Here is a 17,427-nt window from a genome sequence, read left to right on the forward strand (position 1 = left end):
GTAGATTCTGCGATGGATACCTCAAAAAAGCATAAGGGACAGCGAAACCCGAAACGCTGATAAAGGCGCGGGGGTATAGCTCAGTTGGGAGAGCACCTGCTTTGCAAGCAGGGGGTCAAGGGTTCGAATCCCTTTATCTCCACCATTTGGGCTGATAGCTCAGCTGGTTAGAGCACTCGGCTGATAACCGAGAGGTCGATGGTTCGAGTCCATTTCAGCCCACCACTGGTTATCCAGTGCGCTGGGTAACCCACAATTCCTTATGCGAGACCGCAGACCTGAAGGTTTGCGAACAAAAACAAGCCCCTTCGAGAGCGCGTTTTTGTGAGCATAACCCTCCTGTCGATGGTCGAGTCCAACGGATGGATGTACACCGCATCGCGCAAGCGAGGCGGACAGATGTCCGAAGGACAGATGTACCTTGAAAACTGAATATAGAACTGCGAAATGAGATTTTAAGCTAGTAAAATTCCTGATTTTTTATAAAATCTATGATTTCACCAAGCGGTAGTCGCCACTGGTTCAAAGGAATCAATTCGGCGACATACGATGCTTCTGGAATTTTTTCTTCGAAAAAATTGCGAAACATCGTAAAATCTCGTTGGCAAATGGAGAATCTGAAAAGAGATATGTTTATCGAGAGATAAACAACGGTCAAGCTACAAAGGGCGCAAGGAGAATGCCTTGGCACTGGGAGCCGATGAAAGACGTGGTAAGCTGCGATAAGCCTTGGGGAGGAGCAAACATCCTTTGATCCAGGGATTTCTGAATGAGGAAACTCACCGAAGCTCATACTTCGGTATCCTGCACTGAATCCATAGGTGCAGGAGGGGAACCGCCTGAACTGAAACATCTAAGTAGGGCGAGGAAGAGACATCAACCGAGATTCCGTTAGTAGTGGCGAGCGAACGCGGAAGAGGGCAAACCGGAAGGAGAAATCCTTCCGGGGTACGGACCGCTTTTAGGACCCAAGCTGTTAGCCGAATGGTGTGGGAAAGCCATCCGGAGAGTGTGAGAGACACGTAGGCGAAAACGGCGAGGGCTGCGCGAGTTCCAGAGTACGGCCAGACACGTGAAACCTGGTCGGAAGATGGGGGGACCACCCTCCAACCCTAAATACTACCCAGTGACCGATAGCGTATAGTACTGTGAAGGAAAGGTGAAAAGGACCCCGGGAGGGGAGTGAAAAAGAACCTGAAACCTTGTGCCTACAAGCACATAGAGCACATCAACGTGTGATATGGTACTTTTTGTAGAACGGTCCGGCGAGCGATTGTACGTTGCAAGCTTAAGCACTTCAGGTGCGGAGGCGTAGCGAGAGCGAGTCTGAATAGGGCGTTTAAGTAGCGTGCAATGGGCCCGAAACCGGGTGACCTACCCATGATCAGGCTGAAGTGAAAGTAAAATTTCATGGAGGGCCGAACCGACCTCCGTTGAAAAGGCGGCGGATGAATTGTGGGTAGCGGAGAAATTCCAATCGAACTCGGAGATAGCTGGTTCTCCCCGAAATAGCTTTAGGGCTAGCCTCATGTTAGATACCCGGAGGTAAAGCACTGAATGGCCTAGCGCCCGAGAGGGTAGCGAAGCCTATCAAACTAAGAATGCCGGAATATCGATGCATGGGAGTCAGACAGTGTGAGATAAATCTCATTGTCAAAAGGGAAACAGCCCAGATCTACAGCTAAGGTCCCAAATTGTATCTAAGTGGAAAACGATGTGAAAATACACAGACAACCAGGATGTTGGCTCAGAAGCAGCCACTCATTTAAAGAGTGCGTAATAGCTCACTGGTCGAGCGTCTTTGCGCGGAAAATTTAACGGGGCTAAGATACAAACCGAAGCTTAGGCTGCACCGTAAGGTGCGGGGTAGGGGAGCGTTGTGTACGCGGAGAAACGATAGCGTAAGCGGTCGTGGAGTGTACAGAAGTGAGAATGCCGGAATGAGTAGCGCGAATGCAGTGAGAATCTGCATGGCCGGAAACCTCAGGTTTTTGGAGGAAGGTTCGTCCGCTCCAAGTTAGGCGGGAGCTAAGGTGAGGCCGAAAGGCGTAGCCGATGCACAGACGGTAGAGATTCCGTCCCCACCGAAAGATTTAAGCGCAGGGACACTTTTTGAAGGTCAGAGCCGGGTGTTGGTTCCGGTAGTGATCGAGGGAAATTTAGTACCGAAGTCTGGCTGAATGAGAGGCGAGAAAAGCTGCGTGTATATCTAAGGTGCCCGTACCGCAAACCGACACAGGTAGGTAGGAAGAAGATTCTAAGGCCAACGGGAGAAGGGTTGTTAAGGAACTCGGCAAGTTGACCCCGTAACTTCGGAATAAGGGGTGCTCACGAGAGTGAGCCGCAGAGAATAGGCCCAGGCAACTGTTTACCAAAAACACAGGTTTGTGCTAAATCGAAAGATGACGTATACGAGCTGACGCCTGCCCGGTGCTGGAAGGTTAAAAGGAGATGTGCAAGCATTGAATTGAAGCCCCAGTGAACGGCGGCCGTAACTATAACGGTCCTAAGGTAGCGAAATTCCTTGTCAGGTAAGTTCTGACCCGCATGAAAGGCGTAATGATCTGGGCACTGTCTCAACAGCCCGCCCGGCGAAATTGTAGTACCGGTGAAGATGCCGGTTTCCCGCGACAAGACGGAAAGACCCCATGGAGCTTTACTGTAGCCTGATATTGGGTTTCGGTGTTGCATGCACAGGATAGATGGGACGCTGGGAAGCAGGAGCTTTGGCTTCTGTGGAGCGGACGTTGGGATACCATCCTTGCGACATTGGAATTCTAACCTGCGCCCTTGAATCAGGGCGGGGGACATTGTCAGGTGGGCAGTTTGACTGGGGCGGTCGCCTCCTAAAATGTAGCGGAGGCGTTCAAAGGTTCGTTCGATCTGGACGGAAACCAGATGAAAGAGTGCAAACGCATAAACGAGCCTGACTGCGAGACTGACGGGTCGAGCAGAGACGAAAGTCGGAGTTAGTGATCCGGTGGTATGTGAGTGGAAATGCCATCGCTCAACGGATAAAAGTTACCCTGGGGATAACAGGCTGATCTCCCCCAAGAGTCCACATCGACGGGGAGGTTTGGCACCTCGATGTCGGCTCATCGCATCCTGGGGCTGAATTCGGTCCCAAGGGTTTGGCTGTTCGCCAATTAAAGCGGTACGCGAGCTGGGTTCAGAACGTCGTGAGACAGTTCGGTCCCTATCTGTCGTGGGCGCAGGATATTTGAAAGGCGCTGTCCCTAGTACGAGAGGACCGGGATGGACGAACCTCTGGTGCACCAGTTGTCACGCCAGTGGCACAGCTGGGCAGCTATGTTCGGATCGGATAAACGCTGAAAGCATCTAAGCGTGAAGCCGGCCTTAAGATAAGATATCCCACTGAGTCAATCAGGTAAGACCCCTTGAAGACTACAAGGTTGATAGGCACAATGTGTAAGTGGCGCGAGCCATTCAGCAAGCGTGTACTAATAGGTCGAGGGCTTGACCCCATCTTGATCAGATACTCTGTTTGCAAGCAGTTCGATATTCAGTTTTGAGGGTACATCCTCAACAAAAGAGAAGCAGATGACAAGGTCATGTGCATGGCCGGTGTCGATGACGGTGAGGTTCCACCTGTTCCCATTCCGAACACAGAAGTTAAGCTCACTTGTGCCGAAGATAGTTGGCTGGAGACGGCCTGTGAAAATAGGTAGATGCCGGCTTCTCTTAAAAAGCAGCCTCCGGGCCGAGCCTTGGGCCCGGTCCGGAGTTTGCTTTTATATGCACCATTAGCTCAGCTGGTAGCGTTAGTAGCCAATACTAAAGCTAGAAGCCGCTGAACTATTCAAAATAGGATTTGACGCTGTATCGCCGAAAATCCTCATAAGCACCATTAGCTCAGTTGGTAGCGTTAGTAGCCAATACTAAAGCAGGGAACCAGCCAAGCTATTCAAAAAGGATTCGACGCAGCAACGCGGAAAATCCTGCTATGCACCATTAGCTCAGTTGGTAGAGCAACTGACTCTTAATCAGTGGGTCCTGGGTTCGAGTCCCCGATGGTGCACCAAAAACAGCCAGCAGAACCTTTCTGCTGGCTGTTTTGATTGGGTGTCACTGTAAGCAGTGCGCGGATGAGGACTGATGGTTGGACATCAGTCCTTTTTCTTTTGCAGATATTCCAAAACCTTTATTGTCAGAGAAGCGGTTGCATAAATGCTGGCACCGATCATGGTCAATAAAAGGATGATTTGGTCAAATGTCAAACGGACATCACCTCCTGCCGAATACATAGGCAGTGCAAACAGTGACGCTGCAAATCTTATCACGGTTTGAAAGGTATGTCAAACAGGGCCCGGCTTCCGGCTGTAAACCGGAAGCCGGGCCTTTTTTTGTTTTTTCTAGTTGCTACCCGGCTGGGAATAATTTCCTGGCCTTGTAGATAGATTCGCACACATCCCATACACAGAAAGCGAGGACACCATGATTCTTGGTATCGACCACGGTTACTACGCCATCAAGACCCGCAACTGTTCCTTTCCGGCCGGCATTACGCCCTTCGGCGACCGCGAACCGTACACCCGCCAGAACGTGCTCACGTTCGGCGGGTGCTTTTTTGTTTGTGGCAGCGGGCGGCAGCCGATCCAGCGCGACAAAACCGCCAACGACAACTACTACCTGCTGACGCTGGCGGCCATCGCGCAGGAACTGCAGGCTCGCGGTGCACCCCGTGAGGGAAGTGTCACCATCGCGGCGGGGCTGCCCCTGACCAGCTACGGCTGGGAAAAGCCCGCGTTCCGAAAATATCTGCTCCGCAACGCGGGCCAGCCGACGGAATTTAGCTATGAGGGCAAGAAATACCGCATCACCATTGAGGATGTGCTGCTTTTCCCCCAGGGCTTCACCGCGCTCATGACGCAGCCTGACCTGCTGGCAGACGAGCCCTCCCTGCTGTTGCTCGACATCGGCGGTTGGACGGTGGATCTCATGCGCATCGACAACGGGCGGCCGATCATCGACACCTGCCACAGCCTGGAATTCGGCATGATCCGCTGCATCGACGAGGTGCGGGAGCGGGTGCGGCAGAACACAGGCCTGTCCCTGACCGATGCGCAGATCGAGCAGGTGCTGGCGGGCCGCTCCTGTAGCCTGGAGGAAACGGTGCGCAGCCTCATCCGCGAGCAGGGCCGGCTTTACACCGAACGGCTTCTCTCTGCGGTGCTGGAAGCGGGCTTTGACTACCACGCGCTCCCCGTCGTCATGATGGGCGGCGGCGCGTCGGTCGTGAGCCGCCACATTCGCCCCAGTGACGGCCTGTGCCGCACTGTGACGCTGCTGGACGACCGTGTCAACGCCCAGGGGTATGAGCGCGCTGTGGCCGCGCTTTGGGGCGATGACGCGCAAGGGTGAATCGCCCGCAGTTCGTCTTCCGGCCCAACCTGCGCGACCCGGCACAGCGCCGCGCGTGGCAGCTGCTGCAGGCGCAGCCTGCGGGTGAGCGCAGCGCCTATCTGGCGGCCTGCATCCTCAAATCCGATGATCGAGCCGCGGTGCAAAAAGAACTGCGCAAGGTGCTGAAAGAGGAACTTGGTAAAATCCAAGTCACCGCAGTGCCCGCGGAACCGAAGCCGAAGAAGGCAGTGCCCAGCGCAACGCTGGAATTTTTCTCTGCTTTGCAACAGGACGCCCCCGAATAGTTCTCCGCGTTGCAGCGGCGGTACAAACTACAGCCAGGGCGGATCTTGGCTTTTTTTCAAAATAACAGGAAGGAGAGATTCAAATGGCTGTATTTCGAGTGGAACGAACCAGCGACTACACCGTCATGAGCAACTATCACCTGCGGGACAAACGCCTCAGCTTGAAGGCCAAGGGGCTGCTGTCCCAGATGCTCTCGCTGCCGGAAGATTGGGACTATACGCTGGCAGGGCTTTGCTACATCAACCGGGAGAGCAAAGACGCCATCCGCACCGCCATCCATGAGTTGGAACGGGCCGGGTACATACACCGCCGCCAGACCACCGACAGCGGCGGCAAGTTTGCGGGCAATGTATACACGATCTACGAGCGGCCGCAGGGGCCGCCGTCGGGGGAACCGTCATCGGAAAAACCGTCGTCGGGAAATCCGACAACGGGAAAACCGATGCCGGAAAAACCAACGCAAAGAAATATAGAAAAACAAAATACAGATCAACAAAATACCGATTCGATTCCTTTCCGGGCGGCCGCGCCGCCGGAACCGAAGCGAACCGAACCGAGCCCCGCAGAGCGGGTGGAGGATTATCGGGCCCTGATCCGCGACAACATCCAGTACCCGCTGCTGGCCGCACAGAACCCGGAGGACACCGACCTGCTGGACGAGATCGTTGCGCTCATGACCGAGACCGTCTGCACCCGGCGCAAGACCACCCGCGTCTGCGGCTCCGACTTCCCGGCCGAGGTGGTCAAATCCCGGCTGCTCAAGCTGGACGCCGAGCACATCCGCTTTGTGCTGAAGTGCCTGCGCGAGAACACGTCGAAAATAAAAAACATCAAGCAATACCTGCTGGCAACGCTGTACAACGCGCCGGTGACGATCAGCAGCTACTACAGTGCGCTGGTCAGCCATGACCTGGCGGAACCGACCGGCAGTGCAACCACGAAGGAGGTGGTGCCTATGCTTGCCGAATGATGGGCGCGAAAGGAACCGTCCGATGTACATTTCGCCCTTGTTGGTATTGCTTCTGTTTGCATCTTTGTTGCCAAAAAACTTTGTCAGGCTTTGGTATAGCTATCTGCCATCCATTGGAGTATGCTTGCATTGCAAGTAAAAACAACGCAGGCATGAAGAAAGGAGAAACTATGGAAACCAAGGGCCTGACCTGCAAGATCCCCCTCGACTTGCACAATCGCATCACCGAGGAGATCCGGCAGAGCGAAAGCACAATGAGCAAATTCATCGAACAGATCATCTTGGAACATTACACGAAGGGAGCAACCACCATGGGCAAAACACGGACATTGGCCTTCCAGGTCAGTGAGGAACTCTTCCAGCAGATCAAGGACTACCTGACGCGCTACGAGCAGGTCTATCACTGCAGGCTCAGCCAGAAAGAATTCGTCATCCGCCTGATCGAGCAGGCGCTCGCGGAAGCGGATGAGGAATTCGAGGCAGCCCAGGCCATCGAGGACGAAGCCAAGGCCATGCCGGATACCGCGCCGGATGCCGAAGGCAGCGAACACCCTGCCGAGAACGCCGAGTTCCTGTAAGACAAGACCATCGCCCGCTGTGAAAACAGCGGGCAATTTTTCGTTTAAGGGGGAATGCAACACCATCCAATTTATCGATATGTTTGCCGGCATCGGCGGCTTCCGCGAGGGGCTGACCCGTGCCAGCGGTTTCACCTGCGTGGGACACTGCGAATGCGACAAATACGCCGAGCACAGCTACCGCGCCCTGTTTGACTGCAAAGGAGAGTGGTACACAGAAGATGCCAGAAACGCCGACCCCGACACCATGCCCGACTTCGACCTGCTCTGCGGCGGATTCCCTTGCCAGGCTTTCAGCCTGGCTGGAAACCGCAAAGGCTTCGGAGATCCCCGCGGCACCCTCTTCTTCGAACTTGCCCGCCTGGCTGAAGCGCGGAAGCCTCGCTATCTGCTGTTTGAAAATGTTCCCGGCCTGCTATCGCATGACGGCGGGCGGACGTTTGCAGCCATCCTCGATGCGCTGGACCGACTGGGGTACCATGTCGAATGGCAGGTGCTTAACAGCCAGGATTTTGGCGTTGCACAGTCAAGACGCCGCGTATACATTGTCGGATTTCTTGATGAGCGATGTGCCGGAAAGATACTACCTTTCACCGGCACAACAAAAACGCCTGCTGCCCGACGGCTGGGGGCAGGCTTCCCGGTAAAAGAGGCGACCAAAACCGGCTATAAGCTGGCGTACCCCGGCGACAGCATCAGCCTGGCCTACGCCACCACCAACCGCCGCCGTGGCCGGGTGGGGCATGGCATCGCCCACACGCTGACGACAGGTGGGAACATGGGGGTATTGGAAGCGCCGTGCCCCGTGCGAACGCCATTGGTAAGCACACCTTGGCGTAATCCTCGACGGATGCGTGGCCCCAACGACTCTATGTTCACGCTGACGACGAAGGATCGGCACGGCGTTTTCTTCGCCGGCCACATCCGCCGCCTGACGCCGCGGGAATGCCTGCGGCTGCAGGGCTGGCAGGACGACCGCATCGACAAGATCCTGGCTGTCAGCAGCGAGGGGCAGGCCTACAAACAGGCAGGCAACGGCGTGACCGTCAACGTGGTGGAAGCCATCGGGCGCAGGCTGGCGGCGGTGGATGCCGAACTGAACGGAGGCACGGCCCCTGCCTCTTGACTTCCGCGACCAGAAGTTTGGCTGTGAGATCGAAATGACGGGCATCACGCGCCAGCAGGCTGCCGATGCGGTGGCGGCACTGTTCGGCACATCGGCCCGCCAGACCCATGAATCCCGCGTTTACGACCCTTGGGAAGTTAAGGACGCAGACGGCAAGAAATGGCGCTTTGTCTATGACAGCAGCATCCAGGCCACCCGGCGCGTTGGCCGGCGGCAGGGACCGGCTTATGACTTGACCTACAAAGTCGAGCTCAACTCGCCGGTGCTGGAATATGCCGAGATGGACAAGCTGCAGGAAGTCGTGCGGGCGCTGCGCCATGCCGGGGCGGTCGTGAACCCCAGCTGTGGGCTGCACGTCCATGTGGATGCCAGTAAGCACACGCCGCGCAGCCTGCGGAATCTGTTGTCGATCATGTACTCCAAGGAGGATTTGATCTTTGCGGCACTGGGGGCACAACAGCGCCGGGTAGAGCGTTACTGCAAGCTGTCGCGGGAAAACGTCGTGAGAGTGGTCCGCAATATGCCGCCCGGCCTGACGATGCGGCAACTGCGCCGCGCCTGGTACGAAGGCCATGACGGCGCGCACGACCATTACAACTGGTCGCGGTATTACGCGCTCAATCTGCATTCGGTGTTTTACCATGGCACCGTGGAGTGGCGCTGTTTTGAGAGCACGCTCCACGCCGGGGAAGTCCGCGCCGACATCACGCTGGCGCTGGCCATGTCGGCCCAGGCGATCAACCTGGAAAAGACGGTGGCGCGCAAGACGCCGGTCGGGGATAACCCTGCATTCACGTTCCGAACTTTTTTGCTCCGCCTTGGCCTCATCGGCCCCGAATACAAAAATGTGCGGATGCACCTGCTCAAGCGTCTGCCCGGCGACCCCGCCTGGCTGCGCGACCGCAACCAGTACGAAAGCTACCAGCGCCGCCATAATCGTGGTAGTGACGCGCGCTGAAGGGGGGATTTTTTGAAAGAACTGTATTTTGCCTATGGCTCCAACCTGAATATCGTCCAGATGGACAACCTCTGCCCGCTGGCGCAGCTTGTATCCCGGGCTGTGTTGGAAGGGTATGAACTGGCCTTCCGCTGCGGTGTGCTGACCATCCTGCCCAAAGAGGGCGGCCGGGTGGATGGCATCCTCTGGAAAGTCAACGACCGCGATGAGCGGGCGCTTGACCGCTACGAGGGGTACCCGCACCTGTACACCAAAGAGACCCTGACGGTACAGACGGACGCCGGGCCGCAGACAGCCGTTGCGTATGTTATGACCGCGCCCTATTGCGAGAGGGCGCAGCCGCCCAGTTCCACATACTTGCGGACGGTTTTGCTGGGGTACCGGGTAGCCGAGTTTGACCCGCGTGTGGTACTGCAAGCGGCAGCCCGGGCCAGAGAAATGCAGCCGCAACAGGTACCGCGAAAACGCCCCGAAAACACCAGATAAAGAATAAACATCCATTGACCCGCGCCCGCCGCATGGTTGCTTTGCCAGCCGTGCGGCGGGCTTTTTTTGTTTTCACGCCAAAGGAGTTTGCTTATGAATTGCAAAACCAACCGCAACGGCTGGCGGCGTGCCGCAGCCGGGCTTTTGGCAGGCATCTGCCTGTTGACGAGCACCGGCGCGACTGCGCTGGCCGCCAACGCTGCGCCCGGCTCCGACCCGGCGGCCGCAAAGACCGTGACCGCTGCGGCCACGCCGGAGAATGCTACACCCGAAACGGCGCTCAGCCCCGAAGCGCAGGCTTTTGTGGATGCCGTCAACGCGCTGGATCGGGAATCGATTTTGGCTGCGGTACGCCAGTGGGCCACCGCGAGCGACGCCTGGCAGGCTGACCCGGACAGCACTGATTTGGAAGCTGCATTGAACGAAGCGATTGCCACATCCGATGCCGCGTCTGCGCCGGTGTACGCCGCCGAAGATTTGTACTATGCCATCCCCGAAGAAGAACAGCAGGGCGAGGCGGTGCAGGCCGCCTACACCGCCCTGGCGGCACTGATCGCCTCGATGCAGCTGGCGATGGAGCAGCCGGAGCTGCCCGAGGACACCGGCGCGCCGCCGGATGACGACGAGATCTACGATGTCCTCTACGGCGACCTGCCGGACAGACCGACCGGCAGTTATATCGGCAGCATGGGCCTGCCTATTGCGACTGGTCAGACGCGCATCTCCATCTCCGAATGGGTGACCGACCTGTACGATGGTGTGGACGCCCATATCGACGCCGGGGCCCTCCATGCGGATGGCGAGATCATCACGGTGGAGCGTCTGCCGGACCAAGACTATGCCATTGTCCCCCTCCTGATCCAGGTGGAATACCCCGCCAACGGCAGCACGGCCGAGATCGTCCTGCCGGACGGCGTGACGCTGCTGGACTATGAAGGCAACACCGCCGATGCAGAGGAAGCCGAGGACATCCTGCACGCTGCCTATGCAGACACCTCTGCGGCGGCGCGCGGCATCTATGTGCAGGCCGCACAGGATTTTACTGCCGAATTTGTATATACTGCCCCGGACGGTGCGCAGCTGCGCAAAAGCCTCCAGGTCAGAGTGACTGATGGCGGCGGCGCAAACCCGATCACCGCCGCAAAGGGTGGTATCAGCACCTATGCAGCCGGGCCTACACCGCCGTTCACCACCGGCAAGATCACCTCGATTGCGTTCGAGGGCGGTACCTGGCTGGTTTGGTTCAATGGGCTCGAGGCCTATTGCTGCTCCCACGGTTTGAACGGTCAGCCCAACGGCTGCCCGACATATACCTTTGCCTACGTGTCCAAGTTGGAGCCGGGGCAATACACACCCGGTAACCACTATGCCAATCAGGTGAATATCTGGGGCGGGCTCAATCAGCTGTCGCTTGGCCTGCTGGAAGAAAAGCACAGCGGTACAGCGGTCTCGGCCTACGGACTGACGGATGAAAATGCCGCGGAGACCGCCTACCGTTACTATGACGACACCCAGCTGTGGATCATGGAGCATTATCCAGACAGCCTTGCTGCGCAGACCTACCGCGCCTCAGCCCAGGCGCTGGCCGAACAACGCAGCGGCAATGGGGTTGCCGCTTACAGCGGTGAGAACGGCTACTACACCTACATCTACACCCCGCCCGCCGGATATGCCTGGCAGACCATCGCCATCGTGGGCGAGGAGATCCCCGCGGAGGGCGGCGGCGAGGAAGTCCCCGACGCACCCGGCGCCGAGTATTATTCGGCCAACTGGAGCGCCCCGCCGCAGAGCGCCAGCGGCAGTTTCGACCTGACTTTTACCGTCAACACGGACAAACAGCAGTTGGAAACTGCCGAAAAGGTAGATGGGGCCACCATCACGATCACGCCCAGCAAGACCGGCGGCAGCATCGACGGCGGCACCTGGACAATGGCCCCTGCCGGTGCGCAGACGGTGACCACCAGCGGCCACACGCAGGACGACAATTACCAGCTCAACGGCGGTGACGCCACCACCACCTGGACGGTGCATTATGAGGTCACCAAGACCAGCACCACCAGTCTGAATGGCCAGGAGGGCCCCTACGACACCCAGGAGGAAGCCAACGCCGCCGCGGAAGCCGCCAAGAACAATGCAATTTCGCAGCTGCAAAATGAAGCACAGGGCATGGTGGATGCCGCCATCGCCGCTGCTCGCGCCGAACTGGCGTCTATCGTATTCAGCTACGACGAAACCAACATTCCGTATGGTTTTGAGGAATTTGACGGCGCGCTGGGCAGCCACCAGGACATCACGGTGCCTGCGGACAGCAGCAACCATTATGTCATGAAGAACGACGAGTGGAGCCTGCAAGTCAACCTCGTCAAAGTGGACAGTGAAACCGGCGAACAGATTGCCGGGGACGCCCTGTACGAAGTCTACGAGTGGGACACCGTCACCCAACAGTTCATCCCGTATGGCGGGTACAACCAGTACAGTGTTGTGCGTAACCCGGATGGAACTTACTCCGTTGCCAACAGCTCCAACTATGGCACCGAGTATGACACCAGCCGCACGATGTACTACACCCAGCGCAACGAGGGTAAGTTCGTGATCGTCGAGACCCGCGCGCCGTCCGGCTACTATGGCGACTGGACGGATGTAGAGCACCCAGGCACCGCTGGCACGCCGCTGGGCAAACGCGGCTACTACATCGAGATCACCGCTGCCAACGACAGCAGCACCATCACGCTGGACAACTCTCATTACAGCGCCGACATCGCCACCAGCTACACTGGCGGCACCAAGCTGCTGACCAGCGGCGGCGTCGAGACCACCGTGACCATCTACAAGGCAAGTGAAGAACCTGCCGCCGAAGTGCAGTACCAGGACGCGGGCCGTACTTACCATACCGACGGTTCCGGCACCGCTGCCAACGAGGACAGCTATACCATGACCCCGCAGACCGGCGTCATGCAGAACGACCGCACGATTGGCGAAATTTCTCTGTCCAAGGTGGACTTGGACGCCGTGCGCTATGTTGGCGGCCGTGACACGGACGGTGATGCGCTGGCCAGCGGCCAGGCCCATGCGGATGCCCGGCTGGACGGCGCGATATATGACCTCTATGCCGCCGAGGACATCCAGCATCCTGACGGCGTGACCGGCACGGTGGACTACAGCAAGATCACCTACCCCGACGGCACGCCCATCTGGCACACCACCATCCGGGACAACGCCGGGGTGTGGCACGACGACTACCTGCCCGTGTTGGCCAAAGATCATCTGGTCGCCAGTGCAGAAATCAAAGACGGCTGGCTGACTTTCAGCAACCTGTATTTGGGCAAGTATTACATCGTGGAGCGTGGCACCGGCGTCGTCATTCCCGTTGACGGTGACGCATTTAAGCTCTCTGGCACCTATCCCGACATCGACGCCAAGACCAAGGAGCCGACCGGCACCACGTCGCCGCTGGCCACCAATGGCGACGGGCAATACAGCGATTACGTTTACAAAAATCAGTGGTCGTACATCGGTCAGAGCAAGGCGTTGGACAGCAGCAAGACCTATGACGGCTACTACGAGAGCTACGCCAAGGGCTACCTCTGCGATGAGCACAACTACTACATCACCCCGGCGTACTCGGATGAAGGCTGGTACGTCGAAAAGACCGCCTTTGAGGATAATCGCCAGGCCGAGGGCGAGCAGCGCGACACCACCGATTACAGCGACAACTACCACATTCATCGGGACAACGCGCTGGCCGAATCGCAAGACCAGGTGATGAAAGGCAACGTCGAGTTGTCCAAACACGTTTCCAGCACCGGCAGCTCGGATGGTATCGAACTGGAAGGTGCAGGCTTTACTTTTTACTTGATTTCTGACCTTTCCAAAGTAGACCAGTTCTCTACCACGCGCAGCGGCAAATACATGATCCAGTCCATCCTTGACGCCTACATCAACCCGGAGTACGACGATTTGTCGCAGAAATATGATTTTTCGGGTGAAGCGCAGGCTATTGCCAAGACCTACGAGGTGGACGCCGGGCAGATCGCCGCGTACAATGCGACGCTGACCGAAGCTGGTGACTTCAAAAACGGTTCTGGCGACGGCTGGGTTTCGACGGGCCGCCCCGCCGAGTATCAACTGGCAGAGATTTTCTCCAATGATAGCGGCAACATCCGCGTGCAGGGTTTGCCCTACGGGCAATATTTAGTCGTTGAAACCACCACGCCGAAAGACGTGTTCCAGGCAGAGCCGTTCATTGTGGACATCGACCCGACCGACGAGACCAACCCTCAATCGGCCATGGCCAATCCCAAGGATGCCGTGCAGGTTCCGTCGAACAGCTATCAGAAGTACACGGTTCTTGATGAAGAAATCGAGGTTTACCTGCGCGTTACCAAGATCGACGACGAGACCGGCAAAGCAGTGCTGCTCAAAGACACTGCATTCCAGATTTACTGGATGGACGATATGGGCAACCATATCTACGACGACGAGGGCCATGCAAAACTGGTCACGATGACCGACACCACCGACCCGGCAATGCCGAAAGACGTTGACACCTTCTACACCGATGACACTGGTATGCTGGTTCTGCCCGAAAAGCTGCCGCTTGGCCACTACCGACTGGTGGAGGTCAACGGCCCCAACGGCTTCTACAACGAGTGGGCAGCCAGCGCGGTGTACGATGACGGCCACCTGTTCATCGACGACACCGGGCGCTTTGCAGACGGCACGTTCTATGTTGATTTTGAGGTCTCCACAGAACGCGCCTACAAGGCCACAGGCGATGACAGCGAGAACAGCCAAGACATCCTGGTGATCGACGAAGATTACCGCAACAACGAGACGCTGGGGGTTCTGAAAATCCGCAAGACCGGCCCGGTACTGACCGGCTGGCAGGAGGACGAGGGCGGCACCTTTGACCCGGAGTTTTCCGGCGAAGCGCGCCCCGGTCACTTTGTATATGAAGAACGCCCCATCCCCTACGCAGAATATACCATCACGGCCGCAGAGGACATCTACACGCAAGACCGCCAGACGGATGCCAACGGAAACAGAACTCTTTGGTACGCCAAAGGTGACGTTGTGGCCGTTGTCCGCACTGGCGACGGCACCAGCGACATTACCGCTTTTGCGCCCGGACGCACCAACTCTACCTACGATTTCTTGAGCGTGATCCACGACGGCACCGTGGGGGAGGTCTCGGTGACCCTGCCCCTGGGCAGTTATCACGTCGAAGAGACCGCGCCGCCCTATGGCTTCACCGGCACGGCGCAAAGTTATGACGTCACTTTTGTTTGGGACAACCAGCTCAATGATGTTGTACTGGCTTCTTCCATCGTGAACAATCCCGATGATGGTTCTTCCCCGCAGGCCAATATGTACACGGTCATGAACGTCAAAGATGCCGCTGACGCCGAAATCGAAGCGCAGGTGCTGCACTTCTACAACGAGCGCGTGAAGCCGCAGCTTGATATTTACAAGCGCGACGTCAAGACGAACGAACTCGTGGCCGGTGCCGTATACAACCTTATCACGGTGGATGATATTTTCAGCACCACAGGTTACCTCCTGTTCCATGCAGGTGATCTCATCGCCACCTCGGCCCCGACCGATGCCAACGGCCACACCACCTTTACCTGCGACTTCCCGCTGCGCGGGCAGTTCTATGGTATGGATGGCGTGCAGATTCCCGAAAACACTACCGTCAACAGCGGCAAGTACCGCATTGTGGAGCTGCGTCCGCCGCAAGGCTATTTCCTGGACGCGCCGGAGCAGGAGTTCGAGTTTGTCTACAAAGACGGCGACACGCCCGTGATTGAGCTTGAGCACACCTTCCTCAACGACGCCACCTCGTTCTTTGTCAGCAAGCGGCAGTTGACCGGCGACGATGAGCTGCCCGGTGCGACGCTGACGATCTCCGACAAAGACGGCAACATCGTGCGCAAGTGGGTCAGTGGTGACAAGCCTACCGAAATTCGCGGCCTGTCTTTCGATACCGTCTATACCCTGTCCGAGCAGTCCGCGCCCGATGGCTACACCATTGCAGAGAGCATCCGCTTTAAGCTGGTACCGCGCATGGACAGTGATGGCGACCTGTTGGATGAGAACGATGTTTATGTTTGCACGGGCAAGGACCTGTTCATCTTTGACCGCTGGGAGAAGATGGAGGACGGAACCGTCGTCATGCGCGACGCGCCGGCACCGCAGACGCCGCCCAGCACCCCGGCCCCCACACCGACGCCCACGCCGGAGCATCCGGCAGAAACGCCGACGCCGACCCCGATGCCGAGCATCCCGCAGACGGGCGACAGCTTCCCGTTGATCGCGGTGCTGACGGCGGCGCTGGCGGCATTGTTGGGCCTTGTGGTGGTGACGGCGTCGCGCCGTTCCCGCCAGCAGGACGATGATCCCGACCCGCAGCTCGAACCCCTCGACGAGCCGGAAAACGAACGTGAGTAACATTATTTCATAAGGAGAAACGTATGACGCATTTTTATTCCGCTGAATCCGTAACAGGCGGCCATCCCGATAAACTCTGCGACCAGATCGCAGACACCGTGCTGGACGGCTGTCTGGCCCTTGACTGCAACGGCCGTGTGGCCTGCGAAGTGCTGGCGACCAAAGGCCACATCCTCCTGGCGGGCGAGATCAGCGCCGCCGCGATGCCGGACGTGGGCAAACTGACCCGCGACGCGCTGGAAAACGCTGGGTACGATCCCAAAGATTTTGAGATCCAAAGCCTGATCCATCCCCAAAGCCCCGATATCGAAGCCGCCATCAATGACCCGCTGGACACAAGAGGAGACCCCGATGCCATCGGCGCGGGCGACCAGTGCGTGGTGGTAGGGTACGCCACCGATGAAACGCCCGAAATGCTGCCACTGCCGGTGGTGCTGGCGCACCGCCTGACCAGCTGCCTGACGCTGGCCCGGCTGACCGGCGCAGTGCCGGGCCTCGGCCCAGACGGCAAGGCGATGGCGGTCGTCGAGTACGAGGACGATGTACCCGTGCGAGTGGCGCGCGTCGTGGTGTCTTTCCAGCACGCGCCCGACGTGGCCCCCGCCGACCTCACGGAACAGGTCTGGCAGGATGTCGTCCTGCCGGCGCTCAAAGGCTTGCCCTTTGACGACAGCCTGGAACTTCTCATCAACCCTGGCGGGCGGTTTGTGTTGGGCGGCCCGGATGCCGACACCGGCCTGACCGGCCGCAAGCTGGCTGTGGATGCCTACGGCCCGTTCGTGCCCATCGGCGGCGGGGCGTTTTCCGGCAAAGACCCGACCAAGCTCGACCGCAGCGGCGCGTACATGGCGCGGTGTGTGGCCAAAAACATCGTGGCCAGCGGTCTGGCACGGCGGTGCCAGGTCACGCTGACCTACGCCATCGGCATGGCCAAGCCGCTGGCGGTGGAAGTCAATACCTTCGGCACCGGCCTGCTCTGCGAGGATGACTGTCTGGCGGTGGCGGTGCAGACGACGTTTGACCTGACCCCGGCCGGGATCATTACCGAACTGGACCTGCAACGGCCCATCTACGCCCGCACGGCGGTGGGCGGGCACTTTGGCCGGGACGACCTGCCCTGGGAGAAACTCGACCGCACCGGCCTGCTGATGGCAACCCTAATCTAAAATGCCCGGCGTTACCAAAGAAC

At 58.1% G+C, this 17,427-nt stretch carries 9 protein-coding genes, 3 tRNA genes and 2 rRNA genes; all 14 read left to right on the forward strand.

Annotated elements, in window-relative coordinates:
• Positions 1-69 precede the first annotated feature (69 nt).
• The 14 genes from ABGT73_RS13155 (at position 70) to metK (ending at position 17,404) form a co-directional block, all read left to right on the forward strand.
• A tRNA-Ala gene (locus ABGT73_RS13155) sits at positions 70-145 on the forward strand.
• Positions 146-148: 3 nt separating this feature from the next.
• A tRNA-Ile gene (locus ABGT73_RS13160) sits at positions 149-225 on the forward strand.
• Between the two features lie 427 nt (positions 226-652).
• Positions 653-3,485, forward strand: a 23S ribosomal RNA gene (locus ABGT73_RS13165).
• Positions 3,486-3,581: 96 nt separating this feature from the next.
• A 5S ribosomal RNA gene (gene rrf, locus ABGT73_RS13170) occupies positions 3,582-3,698 on the forward strand.
• Positions 3,699-3,966: 268 nt separating this feature from the next.
• A tRNA-Lys gene (locus ABGT73_RS13175) sits at positions 3,967-4,042 on the forward strand.
• Positions 4,043-4,455: 413 nt separating this feature from the next.
• Complete coding sequence (locus ABGT73_RS13180; protein ID WP_346670115.1) at positions 4,456-5,382, forward strand: ParM/StbA family protein; 927 nt, start codon at positions 4,456-4,458, stop codon at positions 5,380-5,382.
• Complete coding sequence (locus ABGT73_RS13185) at positions 5,379-5,669, forward strand: plasmid segregation centromere-binding protein ParR (RefSeq protein ID WP_346670116.1); 291 nt, start codon at positions 5,379-5,381, stop codon at positions 5,667-5,669. The genes ABGT73_RS13180 and ABGT73_RS13185 overlap by 4 nt, the downstream gene beginning before the upstream one ends.
• Positions 5,670-5,752: 83 nt before the next feature.
• Positions 5,753-6,640, forward strand: a complete 888-nt coding sequence (locus ABGT73_RS13190; RefSeq protein WP_346670117.1) for a DUF6017 domain-containing protein — start codon at positions 5,753-5,755, stop codon at positions 6,638-6,640.
• A gap of 170 nt (positions 6,641-6,810) precedes the next feature.
• Complete coding sequence (locus ABGT73_RS13195; RefSeq protein WP_346670118.1) at positions 6,811-7,218, forward strand: hypothetical protein; 408 nt, start codon at positions 6,811-6,813, stop codon at positions 7,216-7,218.
• Positions 7,219-7,237: 19 nt separating this feature from the next.
• Entirely contained in the window at positions 7,238-8,344 is a 1,107-nt protein-coding gene (gene dcm / locus ABGT73_RS13200) for a DNA (cytosine-5-)-methyltransferase (protein WP_346670119.1), read from the forward strand.
• A complete protein-coding gene (locus tag ABGT73_RS13205) occupies positions 8,334-9,302 on the forward strand; it encodes an amidoligase family protein (protein WP_346670340.1) in 969 nt (322 codons plus the stop codon). Before dcm ends, ABGT73_RS13205 begins: the two co-directional genes overlap by 11 nt.
• A gap of 12 nt (positions 9,303-9,314) precedes the next feature.
• Positions 9,315-9,788: a gamma-glutamylcyclotransferase family protein gene (locus tag ABGT73_RS13210; RefSeq protein WP_346670120.1), complete on the forward strand. Its 474-nt coding sequence runs from the start codon at positions 9,315-9,317 to the stop codon at positions 9,786-9,788.
• A 93-nt stretch (positions 9,789-9,881) separates the two neighbouring features.
• Positions 9,882-16,238: a SpaA isopeptide-forming pilin-related protein gene (locus ABGT73_RS13215; RefSeq protein WP_346670121.1), complete on the forward strand. Its 6,357-nt coding sequence runs from the start codon at positions 9,882-9,884 to the stop codon at positions 16,236-16,238.
• A 23-nt stretch (positions 16,239-16,261) separates the two neighbouring features.
• Positions 16,262-17,404, forward strand: a complete 1,143-nt coding sequence (gene metK / locus ABGT73_RS13220; RefSeq protein WP_346670122.1) for a methionine adenosyltransferase — start codon at positions 16,262-16,264, stop codon at positions 17,402-17,404.
• Positions 17,405-17,427 lie beyond the last annotated feature (23 nt).

The sequence above is a fragment of the uncultured Subdoligranulum sp. genome (assembly GCF_963931595.1).
GTDB lineage: Bacteria > Bacillota > Clostridia > Oscillospirales > Ruminococcaceae > Gemmiger.